We start from the raw sequence: 16,143 nt of genomic DNA on the forward strand, positions 1-16,143 counted from the left end.
GCTCATGGAAAGGCTGTCCACCCGACCACCGCCCTGCCGCTTCCAGCTTTCGCGATTCACCATGCAGAAACCAGGAGCGGGCGGAGAGGCGTTCCACTTCACCCGTATGCAGCGGCTGTCTCGCGTGTTCATAACTGATGGCTCGCAGACCAGCCTGCCGCAATCTGCTCGGGTTTACCCTCCGGATGTCATGGCGGGGCCGCCATTCATGAGGCTCGTCTCGATCTCGAGGCGGTAGCGGTTGGGGCTGGTGCGCCATTGCTCCTGGACGATGCGGCGCAGCTGCCGCAGACGGTTCCTGGCAAGCGCTCCCTCATCCCCCTGCGCCCGGTATACGATGCGCAGCACGGAGGGTTCTGCTTCCAGCGTCGCAATCAGCGCGATGATCCGCTCCTGCCATTGCGTCATCAGCTGCTCCGAGCCCTGCTCGAAGGCGCTGCCGGTGATGTCCAGCCGCACCACCCGGGTGAAGGCCGTCGCAAAACTCACGTCGGTGGTCTTGCCCGCCGTCAGCCGCACCGCCCGCGGGTTTTCGCTGATGATCCGGTAGCCCGACGGCAGCGACCGCGGATCGAGCTTCATCATGTAGGTCTTCCCGATGCGGCTGCCGGGAAGGTCGGCGCAGGCCACATGGAAGCGGCCGTGCGCGTCCGTTGTGGTCTGGACGCCTTCCAGGCTCACCACCCTGGCGCCGGCAACGCCCGGCTCGCCTTCATCGTGGTACCCGTTGCGGTTCCTGTCGTCGAACACCTTGCCGATGATGTCGCCGCAGTCGAACACCGGCTCGGGGATGATCTCCACCGTCGCCTGCCCCTTGCGGCGGTAGACGACGTCATTGTCGATGCGCTCGGCCTGGGCCGTGTTGGTGAACTCGCCGAACGGCGCGGAGGCCGACACGCCCAGCGTAAGCTGGACCTCGACGTCCTTGCCGGGATCGACCTCCAGCTCCCAGGACAACCGCCGCCCCTCGACCACGGGCTCGTGTGGCACGCCGTCGACGGTCGCCGTCCCGGGAATGTAGCCGAAGCCGGCGGGCATGATATCGACGAGGCGGATGGGAGAGCGCTTGATCAGCTCCATGGGCTTCAGGATGAGGACGTAGGGCACCCTGCCGCCGCGCTGGGTCTGGGTGATGAGCGCCTGCTTCTCGACACCGAAGCCGGGCATGGTGAGCGCCATCGGGCTGGGCATCTCGCCCTTGAGCGGAGCGCCGGTGGGGTCGGTGGCATTGACCGAAGCCTGGTTCTTCACGGAGTCCTCGAGGCCTGAGCCGTAGGCGATGTCCTCCGTGGACAGCGTGTAGAAGGCGGTGAAGACGACCGACTGGCCCGGCAGGATGGTCGAGGGTCCGGGCGTGAAGGGCGACATGACGCCGGTGCCGGGCTGTCCGTCGAAGGTCGGTCCCGGGTCCTCCGGGTAGACGTCGAAAGCGGTGATGTTGCCGTCATTGGTGACGGTGATGTCGAAGCGCAGCCGTTCGCCGGGGTCGGGCAGCCCATCGCCGTCGTCGGTTTCGGGATCGAAGCGACCCTCCTTGACCATGGAGATGCTGGGAATGTGGGGAATGGGCTCGGTGTGGTCGCTGGAGGCGGTGAGCTGTGGCTGGTCCGGATAGCCGACGATGGAGGCGGTTGCGGTGGCGACGTTTTCCTTGATGCCGCTGTCGACGTCCTCCTGGGTGAGCGTGTAGCTGGCGACAAAGACGGCAACGCCGCCCGGCGGCAAGGTTCCGTCCGCCTCCAGGGTCGAGCGGGACGGATCAAGCGTCGGGGTGCCGATGATGGTGTCTGTGACGATCAGATCGGTGAGCGCAATGTCGCCTGTATTGGTGACGATGAACTCGTAGTCCATGCGGTCGCCGGCATTCTTGATCGGCGAGCCGTCCGGGGCGATGCCGCCGGCGACATCGACGAAGGTGCCGATCTTCTGCAGCGCAATGTGGGCGTCGAGGATCGTGTAGGTCGCTGTGGCGATACCAGGCGCCCCGCATACTTCGGTGCTGAAAACGCGATATCCTCCTTCCCCGGGCTTATCAATGAGGCGGAGGGCAAACTGCTCGCGGTTTTCCTGCACCCCATCCGGGAGGATGCCCAGCGGAATCTGGAACGCCGTCCCGGCATAGTTGCCCGGCGGAACTGTTATGGTGAGTGTCGTTGTGGTGAGGTCGTTGGCGTCGGCAGTGATTGGTTCGACCACCACGTCCACCTGGAGCGGGACTTCAGGCTTGCCGCTGACTAGAAGCTGGATGGGGAAGTTGGCCTCGGTGTCCACGCCTTCCAGCTCCTCATGATAGTCTTTGGAGAATTGCACGATCGGTGTGATGCCCTCAAGTGAGATCGAGTCGAGAAAGTTGCCAACCGATCTGTTTGCCGATGCTGTCTCCTTCGCTACGAAGCCGAACCGGCGCAATGCCGCCTCCCCTTCCCAGACGAAGCTGCCGCTGTAGACAGTCCAGTTGTTCTCCACGAGAACAGCATTGCAAGTCACGCTCGCTAGACCGCTCCCTTCCGTCCCGCAGGCTTCGACCTGGCCGTGATTGCTCGGCGTGGATGTTCCCGGTGTGGTCACCTCGACGATTAGCCTCGGATTTTCCCATACCGTCTTGTCGTCGAGCGCATCGGATATTTCGAAAGCCATGCCATCCTTACCGCCGGCGCCCCCCGACACACGGGCACGATGCGCGAAACGCCAGGTGACGATGTCGCCAGGAAAAAGACACACCGTCTGATAGAGATTGGAGGGCTCATCCGCGTTCAGTTCCGCAAACCAGCTGCCGTCATGGGCATTGAAAGACTGGAAACCGTCCTTCCACAATTCGATTAGCTGCCCATTGATATTCGTGCAGGCTCCACCTGACCTTACGGAATGCGTCGTTTCCCAGCCTGGCACGACGGAGCTGGCTACCTGGTAAGCACCAGTCCCGGAGGGCAGCGTGCACCCCACCAGCGGGTCTTCGAAGCTGAGGTTGATAAAACTGCGCTGAACCTGTGAGTACGCCGGCGTGCCCAAGCCAGCCAGTGCCGCAAGGCAAAACAGCCAGCGCGCGGAGAAAGGCAGGTGACAGATGGATTGCGCCATCCGGATATCATGCGTTCCAACATTCATGAGAAGTTCCATTGGCCCCCTGGCGATCCAAATATGTCTCTCCAGTCTTGAGGACGTCGATGTGCCGGCAGAACTCGCTACGAATTTCAGTCCTCCGTGTGCACAACCATATCTATTTCTGCCAGTAGGTTACCGTAGCAATACAGGCCACGATCGGAGGGCGCGTCGAATCGCGACGGTACAAGCAGCCGCCTGCCGCCGAGGTCACAAAACACGATGTTGTTGGAGGTCTTTTCGCCGGACAAGCTGATAAAAAAGGCCGCCTTGCGGGCGGCCTCTGGCAGGATGGAAGAAGCAGCCAGCCGGTCAGAAGCGACCGGCTGAAAAACCCGTCAGCCGAACTTCCCGGTGCGCGGGAAGCCTTTGGGCGCCATGCGACCCGCCGCGGCCCGGTCGCCCGTCCATTCGAGGAGCTCTTCGCGGCTGCGCGTGTAGACGCGGTCGGCGGAATCGCGCCAGGTCAGGCCCTCGGCGATGTTGAACGTCTTCACATCGTTCACGCCACCGTCCTTGTACCGCTGCAGGCGCACGCCCTTGCCGCGCGCCATCTCCGGGATCTGCGAAACCGGGAAGACGAGCAGCTTCCGGTTTTCTCCAATGATGGCAACCGTGTCGCCCTCGACCGGCACGCAGAACCGCGCTTCGTCCGGCGCCTTGACGTTCATCACCTGCTTGCCCTTGCGCGTATTGGCGAGCACTTCCTTTTCGGGAACGATGAAACCGTTGCCGGCGTAAGAGACGACCAGCAGCTTGCGATCCGGATTGTACGGGAACGCCGTGACGATGTCCTGGTCCGCCTCGAGGTCGACGATGATGCGCACCGGCTCGCCGTGCCCCCGCCCGCCCGGCAGCCTGTCAGCGCCGAGCGTCAGGAACTTGCCGCCCGTGGACAGCATCAGGATCTTGTCCGTCGTTTGCGCGTGGAAGGCGAGCTTCAGGCCATCGCCCTCCTTGAACGACAGCGACGACAGGTCGGTGATGTGCCCCTTCATGGCGCGGATCCAGCCCTTCTCGGACAGGATCACGGTAATCGGCTCGCGCTCGATCATCGCCTGCTGGACGTCCTCGAGGTCATGCTCGGCCACCTGGCCGAAGGTCGTGCGGCGCCTGCCGAGCGACGGGTTCTTGTCCGGATCGAAGGTCTGGCGGACCTTGCCGACCTCCCAGCGGATGGTCTTCCACTGCTTTTCCTCGGATCCGAGCAAGCCCTCGATCTGCCGCTTTTCCTCGGAAAGCTGATCGAACTCGGTGCGAATCTCGATTTCCTCGAGCTTGCGCAGGGCGCGCAGGCGCATGTTGAGGATCGCCTCGGCCTGCACGTCGGTGAGGCTGAAGCGCCTCATCAGCTCCTGCTTCGGCTCATCCTCCTCGCGGATGATCCGGATCACCTCGTCGATGTTGAGATAGGCGATGAGGTAGCCGGCCAGGATCTCCAGTCGCTTCTCGATTTCACCGAGGCGATGGCGTGACCGGCGCAGGAGCACGTTGCGGCGGTGGTCCAGCCACTCGCGCAGCACTTCCTTGAGGGAAAGCACGCAGGGGACCTTGCCGCGCGACAGGACATTCATGTTGAGCGGGAAGCGGATCTCGAGGTCCGTAAGCCGGAACAGCGACTCCATCAGGAGATTCGGCTCGATGGTGCGGCTCTTCGGCACGAGCACGAGTCGGATGTCCTCGGCACTTTCATCCCGCACGTCGTCGAGCAGAGGCAGCTTCTTGCTGAGGATCAGTTCCGCGATCTTCTCCACCAGGCGCGACTTCTGCACGCCATAGGGGATCTCGGTGATCACGATCTGCCATTGCCCGCGGCCGAGATCCTCCTTCTCCCAGCGCGCGCGCAGGCGGAAGCCGCCCCGACCCGTCTCATAGGCCTCGCGGATGGCCTCCGGGCTCTCCACGAGAACGCCTCCGGTCGGGAAATCAGGCCCCTTGACGTATTTCAGCAGGTCGTCGGTGGTGCAGTCGGGATTGTCGATGAGCGCGATCGCCGCGTCACAGACCTCCGCCGCATTATGCGGCGGGATGGACGTCGCCATGCCCACGGCGATGCCCGATGAGCCATTGCACAGCAGGTTCGGGAACGCGCCCGGCAGGACGACCGGTTCCTCGTCCTCCTCGTTGTAGGTCGGTCGGAAGTCGACTGCGTCCTCGGTGATGCCTTCGAGCAGCTCGACCGCCACCTCGGTCATGCGCGCCTCGGTGTAGCGCATGGCCGCCGCACCGTCGCCGTCGATGTTGCCGAAGTTGCCCTGGCCATCGACCAGCGGATAGCGCATCATGAAAGGCTGCGCGAGGCGCACGAGCGCATCGTAGATCGACTGGTCGCCGTGCGGGTGGAACTTGCCCATCACGTCGCCGACAATGCGGGCGCACTTGGCAAAGCCCTGGTCGGGGTTGAGCCTCAGCAGGCGCATCGTGTGCATGATGCGCCGATGCACTGGCTTCATGCCATCCCGCACGTCCGGCAGGGCCCGGTGCATGATGGTCGACAGCGCATAGGCGAGATAGCGCTCTTCCAGCGCTTTTTTCAGGTCCACCGGTACGGCCGAATCGCCGCCGTCAGAGGGCGGAAGCATGTCTTTTCCCATGGGTTTCGGTTAACGGACGAAGTGATTCGGAACAAGTGTGACGACAGAAAGCCGACAGATTCAGGGCCTCCTGTGCAGTGAATGTGCAGGAAAATTGACAGGCATCCGCGAGAAAGGCCATGTTGCCAGCCGGCTAAACAGTCAGTCCCCCACAGCCATTGCGCATGCGGCGAACACTCGAGAACTGGAAGGAACCGATGAAACGAACCGGACTGAAGACCTTTCTGCTGGCCAGCGCCGTGTCAGCCCTTTCCCTCTCCGCTGCTCAGGCTGTGGAGGCCCTGGACGCGGCAGAGCGCCTGAAAGGCATTCTCGCCGAACAGCAGACCCAGCTTACTTATGAATCGGCGGATGTCGACGGCGACGACGTCGTCCTGCGCGGCGCCAAGCTGTCGTTTGAGGAAAGCGACGATCCCGTGGAGCTTGGCGACGTGCTTCTGGAGGATGTGTCCGAAGACGCGGACGGAGCCTATCGCATCGGCCGCCTCTACGTCGAGCGCGCCGTGCAGGAGACCGACGTCACGACCGTGGAGATGGAGGAGTTCGAGATGCTCGGGCTCATCCTGCCGAAGGATTCCGACTCCGATCCCTTCGCGGGCGTCACCCGCTACGACGCGGTCAACATCGCCACCATCGAAGCGGATCTTTATGACCAGGATCTTCTTTTGGTCGAGAACGTCACGACGCGCGTCACGGTCGATGCCGACGGTGCCTTCAGGAACGTGACCGAAGTCGAAAGCTTCAACATCAACCTGATGGCCCTGGATGACAAGGATGACGACGAGGAGTTCGTCGATATGCTCCAGGAGATCGACTACGACGACATCACCGGCAGCATGCAGATGACCGGTCTCTGGAATCCGTCCGACGGTCGCTTTGCCCTCACCAAGTTCGAGATCGCGATGGAGGAGGTCGGTGCGCTGAACCTGACCACAGACCTCAGCGGCTACACGCCCGACTTCATCAGGAGCCTCAGGGCGATTGTTGCGGAGAGCGACGGCGATACCCAGGATTCCGACATGGGCATGGCCGCGCTGGGACTGATGCAGCAGCTCATGTTCCACGGTCTTTCGATCCGCTTTGACGACGGCAGCGTCACGGGCCGCCTGCTGAACCACATCGCCGACGAGCAGGGTGTTGAACCGGGTGTTCTGATCCAGGCGGTTCGCGAAACGGTGGAAAACCAGCTGGCCCCCTTCACCGGCAATGATTTCGCGAAGTCGGCGGCAAAGGCCGTTGGCGATTTCCTCGACAATCCGCGCAACATCGAACTGGCGGCCAAGCCTGCCACGCCGGTTCCCTTCATGATGTTCGCGGCGGCCATGGCAGCCCCTGAAATGCTGATCAAGCAGCTCGGCCTGACAATCACGGCCAATCAGTAGTTTTCCAACCAAATATTCCCGTGCAGAAGGACCTCTTCTTCAGGTCGAAGAGGTCCTTCCCATTTTTCACCATACATTGCTTCTGGAAAGAAGTTTGGGGATGCCGCGCGGGCCGAAGCGCTCGAAGCCCTCCTTGACCATCCCCGCCCCAAGATTGCGCTGAAGCCGGATATATCCCACCCGCTGGCGCTGATGCTGGCCAATTCCGGCCTGGAAGCAATGCTGAAAAGTTGGGCTTCACGACACGGCCAGCCGGGAATGATCCGGAGCAGCGGGGACTGCCCCAAAGAAAAGGCTCTTCGCGCGGTCGCGAAGAGCCCTTTTCCTTTGATCCGTGACGGATGCCGGGGCCCGTCAGTCCTGGCGCGGAGCGAGCCGGATGTGCAGCTCGCGCAGCTGCTGCGGTGTGGCTTCCGCCGGGGCACCCATAAGCAGGTCGACCGCCTGCTGGTTCATCGGGAACATGGTGATCTCGCGCAGGTTCTTGGCGCCGCAGAGCAGCATCACGATGCGGTCGATGCCGGCCGCCATGCCGCCGTGGGGCGGAGCGCCGTAGTGGAACGCGCGGTAGAGGCCGCCGAACCGCTCCTCGACTGTCGTGCGGTCAAAGCCGGCGATCTCGAACGCCTTCACCATTACCTCCGGCAGATGGTTGCGGATGCCGCCCGAGGCGATCTCGTAGCCATTGCAGACCATGTCGTACTGATAGGCCTTGATGGTGAGCGGATCCTGCGTATCGAGCGCCTCGAGGCTGCCCTGCGGCATGGTGAACGGGTTGTGGCCGAACTCGATCTTCTTCTCCTCCTCGTTCCACTCGTAGAACGGGAAGTCGACGATCCAGGCGAGTTCGTAGCGGTCGCGGTCGATAAGGTTCAGCTCCTCGCCCACGCGGGTGCGCGCCGCACCGGCGAAGCTCACGAACTTCTTCGGATCGCCCGCGACGAAGAAGCAAGCGTCGCCATCGTCCAGGCCGAGCTGCGTGCGGATGGCTTCCGTGCGCTCCGGACCGATGTTCTTGGCGAGCGGACCGGCGCCCTCGAGCACGTCGCCTTCCTTGCGCCAGAAGATGTAGCCGAGGCCCGGCTGGCCTTCGCTCTGCGCCCAGGAGTTCATACGGTCGCAGAAGGCGCGCGAACCGCCGGTCTTGGCCGGGATTGCCCACACTTCCGCCTTCGGGTCGTTGGCGAGAATGTTGGCAAACACCTTGAAGCCCGAGTTGCGGAAGTGCTCCGATACGTCCTCCATGACGATCGGGTTGCGAAGGTCCGGCTTGTCCGAGCCGTACTTGCGCATCGCCTCGTCATAGGGAATGCGTGGCAGCTTCTGCGTGACCGGCTTGCCGTCGGCAAAAGCCTCGAAGATGGAGCGTATCACCGGCTCCATCGTCTGGAACACGTCTTCCTGGGTAACGAAGCTCATTTCCAGATCGAGCTGGTAGAACTCGCCCGGCAGGCGGTCGGCGCGCGGGTCCTCGTCGCGGAAGCAGGGCGCGATCTGGAAGTACCGGTCGAAGCCGGACACCATGATCAGCTGCTTGTAGATCTGCGGGGCCTGCGGCAGCGCGTAGAACTTGCCGGGGTGCAGGCGCGACGGCACCAGGAAGTCGCGCGCGCCTTCCGGCGACGAGGCCGTCAGAATCGGTGTGGAGTACTCGGTGAACCCGGCCTCCTGCATCCGCTTGCGCATCTCGGCGATGATCTTCGTGCGGCGCACGATGTTCTTGTGCAGCGTCTCGCGGCGCAGGTCGAGGAAGCGGTACTTGAGGCGGATGTCCTCCGGATAGTCCGGCTCGCCGAAGACCGGCAGCGGCAGCTCGGCCGCCTGCGAGAGCACCTCAAGCTCGCCGGCATAGACCTCGATCTCGCCGGTGGCGAGATTCGGGTTGATGGCCTCGGCGGCGCGCGCCTTCACCTCGCCGTCGACGCGGATGACCCACTCACCGCGAACGCGCTCGGCCAGACTGAACGCGGGCGAATCCGGATCCACGACGATCTGCGTGACGCCATAGTGGTCGCGCAGGTCGATGAACAGCAGTCCGCCGTGATCTCGCACGCGATGCACCCATCCGGAAAGGCGCACGGTCTGGCCGACATGAGAGGTTCTGAGTTCAGCGCAGTTATGGCTGCGGTAGCGGTGCATGGTCTCTATCCATTCCTTGGTGCTGGGCAAACACCCAGAAGGCCCACAAAAGTTGGCGGGAGAAGCGCATGACAGCCCGCCTTTGTCAAGGCGTGGCAATCGGATGCGGCTCTTCTAGCCGATCCCGCGTAAATGCTCCACACCAATCAGCTGGTGGCAACTTGCGGTGACTCTTCGCTTGCGCTTCACATTTGAAAAAACAGCGCATAAACAAGGCCAATGGAACTTTTGCGCACCCCTCAGGAACTCCGGGAAGCCGTCAATCGCCTGTCGGAATCCCCGTTCGTCACGGTCGACACGGAATTCATCCGGGAAACGACATTCTGGCCCGAGCTTTGCCTCATCCAGATGGCGACACCCGGCATGGCCGTTCTGGTGGATCCGCTCGCCCCGGGCATGAATCTCGCCCCGTTCTTCGAGTTGATGCGCAACGAGCATGTGACGAAGGTCTTCCACGCCGCCCGCCAGGATATCGAGATCATCTACCATCTGGGCGGCCTGATCCCCTCACCCGTGTTCGACACGCAGATCGCCGCGATGGTTTGCGGCTTCGGCGACAGCGTCTCCTATGATCAGCTGGTTGCGAAGATCACGGGCGTTCAGCTCGACAAGACCTCCCGTTTCACCGACTGGCGCAACCGGCCGCTCTCCGAGCGCCAGCTGGAATACGCGCTGGCTGACGTCACGCACCTGATCCCGGTCTACGAAAACCTGCGCGACCGCCTGGAGCGCGAGCAGCGCGCTGAATGGTTGAAGGAGGAGATGGCCGTCATCACCTCCCGCGAGACCTACGACCTGCATCCGGACGATGCCTGGAGGCGCCTCAAGATGCGGGCCCGCAAGCCGATCGAGCTTGCCGTCCTCAAGTCTGTCGCGGCCTGGCGCGAGCGCGAGGCGCGCGAACGCAACATTCCGCGCGGCCGCGTGCTGAAGGATGACGTGCTCTACGAAATCGCCCAGCAGCAGCCGCGCGACCTCGCGGCCCTGGGAAGGCTGCGCGGCATCCCGAGCGGCTGGGAGCGGTCGAACAATGCCGCGGGCCTGCTCGAGGCCATCAATGCCGCCTTCCGCATCCCGAAGGACAAGCTGCCCAAACTGCCCCGCCCTCCGGCTCTGCCGGAAGGAACCTCGGCGGCCGCCGAGCTCATCCGGGTCGTGCTAAAGCTGGTCTCGGAACAGATCGGCGTGGCGCCGAAGATGCTGGCCTCCAGCGACGACATCGAGCAGCTGGCGGCCTATGGGGAGAAGGCGGACGTCCCCGCCCTCACCGGCTGGCGCCGTGAGGTCTTCGGCGAGCAGGTGCTGAAACTGCTCAATGGCGAGCTCGGCATCCGCTTCGAAAACCGCCGTATCAGGGTGTTTCCGATCGAGCCCGCGGCGGAGGAGCAGGAGTGATCTGAAGGCCCCGTCCGCGGGCGGCCAAGCCGTTGGCACAACAGAAGCAGAGCGACTCTACTGCAGCGTTTACCGCACCGCGAGCGGGCAGGCTCTCAAAGGAAAATGCAGGAACGGAGGCATCAAGACAGTCCGGTACCCTGCCGGACCGCCCATGTTCGTCAGGCGTACCATGAAGGCCGGTTTCAGCTTGCCCAACCTGCCCTGCCTCGCACACGGAGCAGACCTTCCCCGCCCATATTCTAAGCCACCAACCCCGCTCTTCATCCTGAGCCTGCCGAAGTATGAAGCAAGGCAATTAACTGGCAAGAGAGCGGCTCTCTTTCCGTCTATCCTCTACTGCTCCACCTCCGCCAGACCTTCCTCCCCTTCGCCCACCGCCACGATGATCTCCTCCACGAGCCGGCGGAGTTTGTCGAGGTAGCCGTTGCTGGCGGAGGGCCGGCTTTCATCGGAAGTCATCACCACCGTGAGCTTCGCATCGGGGCAGATGTAGATCATCTGTCCCCCGAAACCCCAGGCGTAATAGACCGTCCGGTCCGCCATGCGGGTGATATGCCAACCGTAGCCGTATTCGTCGTTGCTGCGGATAGAGCGGGTGCGGGGCGTCCAAGACTGCTCGATCCAGTCTTCCGGGACCACCTGCGCGTCGCCTGCCCTGCCTCGGTTTCGGTAAAGTTCGCCGAAGGCCAGCATCGAGCGCGGGCTCATGGCCATCTGATTGCCGCCGATATAGATGCCCTTCGGGTCACGCTGCCAGTGCCCGATGCGGAATCCCGGAACGGGCTTGAGCCATTCCTTCGCCAGCTCCGCGGTGGGCTTGCCCGCCCTGCGCGTGAGGATGGCCGAGAGCAGATGCGTGCTGCCGGTCGAATAGAGCATGGCGCCGCCGGGGTCGTCATCAAACGGCTGCGCCAGCACCGACGCCACCCAGTCGCGCGTGACGATCCAGCGGCCGTAGTTCTCGCCCGACGTCGGTTTCAGTCCCGCCTGCATCGAGAGAAGGTGCCCGATGGTGATTTCATCGAGCCTGGGATCCGGATCCTTCGGCAGCTTGTCCTTCAGGATCGGTGCGATCTTCTGGTCAACGCCCTCTAGAATGCCCTTTTCGATGGCGATGCCTACCAGCGCCGACATCACCGACTTGGACGCCGACTTGATGTTGGTCGTCGCCGTGGTGGTGTGCCCGCGGAACCCCTCCTCCACGAGAATTTCGCCGTCGCGCGCAACGATCAGCGTTTCGAGCGCATCGAGCTCTTTGGCCTGCTCGACAATGCCTGCGAGCGAGGACGCCGGCGCCTCCGCTTGCTCTGACGGCTCTGATGGCTCCGACGGCCCGGTTGGCCGTGCCGGGGCATTGGCCGCCGGTTCGGTCTCTGTTGCCGGCTCGGTCGCGTCTTCGGCCTGCTCTCCCGGACCGGCAGGAGCCTCGGCCCGTCGCTCGGGTTCCGCAGGCACTGCGGCCCGCGCCGCCTGACCGGGCGGCGCTTCCGTCTCGGCCTGCTGATGTGCGGGAGCCTCCTCGGCGGAAGCGATGGCCAGTGGCCCTGCAACGGCCAAGGCGCAGGAAAGGATCAGGGCAAGAATCGCTTTCATGTAGACTAGTTATGCCCCGAAAGTGGCAACTTCCGGCGCGCCCTCTGAGCCTTTCCCCACGGAAAACTTGTCGCGCCGCTCACTCCCCGGCGAGCTCGAAGCTGAGCTTCAGGCCGCTGATCTTGGCGAGCTGGTCGAGCCGTCCCTGCGGCCGCTCGCCGAGCAGCGCTTCCAGCCGCTGCGGCACGACGAGCGCTCGCGCGTCCTCGCCGCGCCGCTCCCAGCGAAGCTGCGGAATGATGCCAGGCATGGATGCGGTCAGCACATAGACGACGCGCAGCAGTCCACCCAGCAACTGCGCGAGATGGACGTAGCGCGGGGTGGCGAGCTCCCGCATCTCGGGCGAGATGACGTCCTCGTAGAGCCCCTCATGCCGGAACAGGTTGGCAAGCGCGATATAGGCGCGGCCCGGATGATCGATCCCGACGAAGGAGCCGTTGGCGATGATATTGAGCGACTGCAGCCCGCGATAGTCCGGATGCGCGCGCCACCCGATGTCGGCGAGCAGGCAGGCGGCGCGGCGATAGCGCGCCTCGTCCTCGGTCTCGGTGACGCCCAGTGCCTCGAACGCATGGCCCGACCACTCGGCGAGTTCCCTCGCATGGGCCACGGAGCGCGAGCGCAGGATGGCCAGCTCTTCCGCCGCCGACAGCAGCGGATCGGCCTGCCGTTCATCCTCCGGCAGCAGGGTCTGCAGATACCCTTCCCGCACGCCATTGGCGGAAATCACGATCTCTGCCGGCTTCATGTGACGGATGACCTCGAGCAGCACGATCGCTCCATATGGCAGCAAACTGCGCCGGCTCTTGGAAATACGGTCCGCCCCCTTGATGTCCTTCACATCGCCGCGGGCGACCTTCTTGAGGAATTTCCGGTGCCCCTCCGGGTCGAGCGTGTAGGCGTGCATGACCTGCAGCGGATAGCCGGTCGAAAGCATGTGCAGCCGCGCGAGATTTCGCCACGTGCCGCCCACACAGTAGAACGCCCTGCCCTCCCCCTGCCGTAGCCATTCCGCCTGCGCGAGTTCCCGACGCGCGATCTTTGCGGCTTCCTCCAGCGACCCGCCCGCCATGTCCTTGAGACGCAGTCCGCCGAGCGGCAGGGTGATGCCGTTGCCGATCGCCTCACCCCGTACATCCACCAGCTCCAGGCTGCCGCCGCCGAGGTCGCCCACGATGCCGTCAGCCCTGTGGAAGGACGAAGTGACGCCGAGAGCGGCCAGATGCGCCTCTTCCCGTCCCGACAGGACGCGGATCTTCGCACCCAGGATCTTTTCCACCTCGGCAATGAACTCGGGCCCGTTGCGAGCCTCGCGCGCAGCCGCCGTGGCGATCACGTGCAGCGTTTCCGCTCCGGCCTGGTCCGAGAGTGCCTTGAAGCGCCGGAACTCGCCGAGCGCCCTGCGCACGCCTTCTGGATCGAGCTCGCCGGTCGTCACGATGCCCTTGCCGAGGCCGGCCAGCATCTTCTCGTTGAACAGGATGGACGGGGACCGCGCGATCCCCTCATAGATGACGAGCCGGATCGAGTTCGAGCCGATGTCGATGACGGAAACCGGGCGCCGGTCCTGCAACCGGCCTTGGGATTTTTCGATGCCCACGACGGATCAGCTCTCGGCGGATGCCTTCTTGCGCCGCTTGTAGGCGACGATGCGTTCGGGCGCATGGGATTTCAGCGCCGCGCCGCGGCCGGACAGACTGGGATTCTTCATGAAGTATTCCTGGGCGTTGAAGGGCTTCTCTCCGTCCTTTGGCACGATCCGCCGGGATGTCCCGTCGGGCAATACTTCAAAGCTCTGCTGGTTGTCCATCAGGTTCGCCAGCATGATCTGATCCACGATCTGCTCATGCACGGTCGGGTTGGTGATTGGCACGAGGCATTCGACCCGCCTGTCGAGGTTGCGCGGCATCAGGTCCGCCGAGCCGATGTAGACGATCGCCTGCTCCGACGGTAGGCCGTGACCGTTGCCGAAGCAGTAGATCCGGCCATGTTCGAGGAACCGCCCGATAATCGACTTCACGCGGATGTTGTCCGACAAGCCCGGCACCTGCGGCCTGAGGCAGCAGATGCCGCGCACCACCAGATCGATTTCCACGCCCGCCCGGCTCGCCTGGTAGAGCGTGTCGATCACCTCCGGATCCACGAGCGCGTTCATCTTCATCCAGATCTGCGCCGGCCGTCCCGCCTCGGCATGCGCGATCTCGTTACGGATGTGACCGAGGATGCGCTTGCGCAGCGTGAAGGGCGACATGGCGAGCTTCATGTTCACGTCCGGTTCCGCATAGCCGGTGATGAAGTTGAACACCTTCGTGATGTCGTGGGCGATCGCCGGATCGACCGTGAAATAGGACAGATCCGTATAGAGGCGCGCCGTGATGGGATGGTAGTTGCCGGTGCCGATATGCACGTAGCTGCGCAGCTTGCCGTCTTCGCGCCGCACCACCAGCGACATCTTCGCGTGCGTCTTGAGCTCGATGAAGCCGTAGACCACCTGGACGCCGGCGCGCTCGAGGTCGCGGGCCCAGCGAATGTTGGCCTCCTCATCGAAACGCGCCTTGAGCTCCACCAGCGCCGTCACTGACTTGCCCTGCTCCGCCGCGTCGATCAGCGCGCGCACGATGGGGCTGTCGTTGGAGGTGCGGTAGAGGGTTTGCTTGATCGCCACCACGTCGGGATCGAACGCCGCCTGGCGCAGGAACTGCACCACCACGTCGAAGCTCTCGTAGGGATGGTGGACGATGATGTCCTTCTCACGGATGGCAGCGAAACAGTCGCCGCCATGCTCGCGGATGCGTTCCGGGAAGCGCGGGTTGTAAGGCTTGAACTTCAGATCCTCCCGCGGGATCTTCACGATCTCGGCAATCTGGTTGATGGCGAGCGGTCCGGACAGCACGCTCACGCGCGACGGCGGCACGCCAAGCTCGCTGGCGACGAACTCGCGCAGGTCCTCCGGCATCGACCTCTCGAACTCGATGCGGATCACCGATCCGCGCCGCCGGCGCTTGAGTGCCGTCTCGAACAGGCGCACCAGGTCTTCAGCCTCTTCCAGCACCTCGATATCGCTGTCGCGGATGATGCGGAACGTGCCGGACCCGATCACCGTGTAGCCCGGGAAGAGCTGCGGGATGAACATGCCCACCACATCTTCCAGCATGATGAAGCGGAAAACGTTGCCTGCGGCGGGCAGCTCGATGAAACGCGGCAGCGCGTTGGGCAGGCGCAGGAGCGCCGTCATCTTCCCCTTGCCCCCGGCGTGTTGCAGCGAAAGCGCGATGGAGAACCCCAGGTTCGGGATGAACGGGAACGGGTGCGCCGGGTCGATCGACAGCGGCGTCAGCACCGGAAAGATGGTCTCGTGGAAATGCGTCTCGATCCACGTGCGGTCAGCCTCGCTGAGCGAGTCGGGCCGCGAGATTTCCACCTTCTGCTCTTTCAGGAGGTCGAGCAGCAGCATGAGGCTCTGGTGCTGTTCCTCCTGAAGCTTGCTCACCTCCTCCAGCACCTGTTCGAGCTGCTCCTCCGGGCGCAGTCCGTCGGCGCTGCGCGCCGTGATGCCCTCGCGGATCTGGCCGGCGAGGCCCGCCACGCGCACCATGAAGAACTCGTCGAGGTTGTCAGCGGAGATCGACAGGAACCGCAGGCGCTCGAGCAGCGGATGGTTGGGATTGAGGGACTCCTCGAGCACACGCCGGTTGAACTGGAGCCACGAGAACTCGCGGTTGATGAAGCGCTCCGCGCCAAAGCCGAAGAGAACCGGTTCAACCCCCTGCTGTTCCGGCAAATCGGTCTTCAGTGGCTTCAGTTCGTTCATTGGTATGCTCTTTTTGATCCCGCCTGCGCCAAAGCGCAGCACCCTCAACTCGAGTATGATACAATATCCTGTGTTGTGATAGAGCTTTGCGGCACTTTGATGAGGGGTTGCAAAGCGGCGTTTTATG

Annotated in this window: 8 protein-coding genes; 2 read left to right on the forward strand and 6 right to left on the reverse strand. The window is 63.6% G+C overall.

Annotation, left to right across the window (positions count from 1 at the left end; translation table 11 throughout):
• Positions 1-174: 174 nt before the first annotated feature.
• The gene (locus tag ABD906_RS15840) at positions 175-2,637 is read right to left on the reverse strand and encodes a DUF7507 domain-containing protein (protein WP_345100640.1); all 2,463 of its coding nucleotides are present in this window, start codon (positions 2,635-2,637) and stop codon (positions 175-177) included.
• An 800-nt stretch (positions 2,638-3,437) separates the two neighbouring features.
• Positions 3,438-5,693, reverse strand: a complete 2,256-nt coding sequence (parC, locus tag ABD906_RS15845) for a DNA topoisomerase IV subunit A (RefSeq protein WP_165278759.1) — start codon at positions 5,691-5,693, stop codon at positions 3,438-3,440.
• 197 nt (positions 5,694-5,890) lie between these two features.
• On the opposite strand from parC, the gene ABD906_RS15850 reads away from it, so the two are divergent.
• On the forward strand, positions 5,891-7,075 hold the full coding sequence (locus tag ABD906_RS15850) for a hypothetical protein (protein ID WP_345100642.1): 1,185 nt from the start codon (positions 5,891-5,893) through the stop codon (positions 7,073-7,075).
• A gap of 354 nt (positions 7,076-7,429) precedes the next feature.
• On the opposite strand, the gene aspS is transcribed toward ABD906_RS15850, so the two are convergent.
• Positions 7,430-9,214 (reverse strand): aspartate--tRNA ligase, encoded by a 1,785-nt coding sequence (gene aspS, locus ABD906_RS15855; RefSeq protein ID WP_345100644.1) that lies wholly within the window; start codon positions 9,212-9,214, stop codon positions 7,430-7,432.
• A 219-nt stretch (positions 9,215-9,433) separates the two neighbouring features.
• On the opposite strand from aspS, the gene rnd reads away from it, so the two are divergent.
• On the forward strand, positions 9,434-10,609 hold the full coding sequence (gene rnd / locus ABD906_RS15860) for a ribonuclease D (protein WP_345100646.1): 1,176 nt from the start codon (positions 9,434-9,436) through the stop codon (positions 10,607-10,609).
• A gap of 336 nt (positions 10,610-10,945) precedes the next feature.
• Here the strand turns inward: rnd and ABD906_RS15865 are convergent, their stop codons facing one another.
• The 3 genes from ABD906_RS15865 to ABD906_RS15875 all read right to left on the reverse strand — a co-directional run bounded on the left by ABD906_RS15865 (position 10,946) and on the right by ABD906_RS15875 (position 16,016).
• Positions 10,946-12,205, reverse strand: coding sequence for a serine hydrolase domain-containing protein (locus ABD906_RS15865; RefSeq protein WP_345100647.1), 1,260 nt, complete (start codon positions 12,203-12,205; stop codon positions 10,946-10,948).
• A 79-nt stretch (positions 12,206-12,284) separates the two neighbouring features.
• Positions 12,285-13,805 carry an exopolyphosphatase gene (gene ppx, locus ABD906_RS15870; RefSeq protein WP_345100649.1) on the reverse strand — a complete coding sequence of 507 codons (1,521 nt, stop codon included), beginning with the start codon at positions 13,803-13,805 and terminating at the stop codon, positions 12,285-12,287.
• A gap of 6 nt (positions 13,806-13,811) precedes the next feature.
• Positions 13,812-16,016, reverse strand: coding sequence for an RNA degradosome polyphosphate kinase (locus ABD906_RS15875; protein ID WP_165278839.1), 2,205 nt, complete (start codon positions 16,014-16,016; stop codon positions 13,812-13,814).
• Between the last annotated feature and the right edge of the window lie 127 nt (positions 16,017-16,143).

It is taken from the genome of Chelativorans composti (genome assembly GCF_039541695.1).
GTDB classification, from domain to species: domain Bacteria; phylum Pseudomonadota; class Alphaproteobacteria; order Rhizobiales; family Rhizobiaceae; genus Chelativorans; species Chelativorans composti.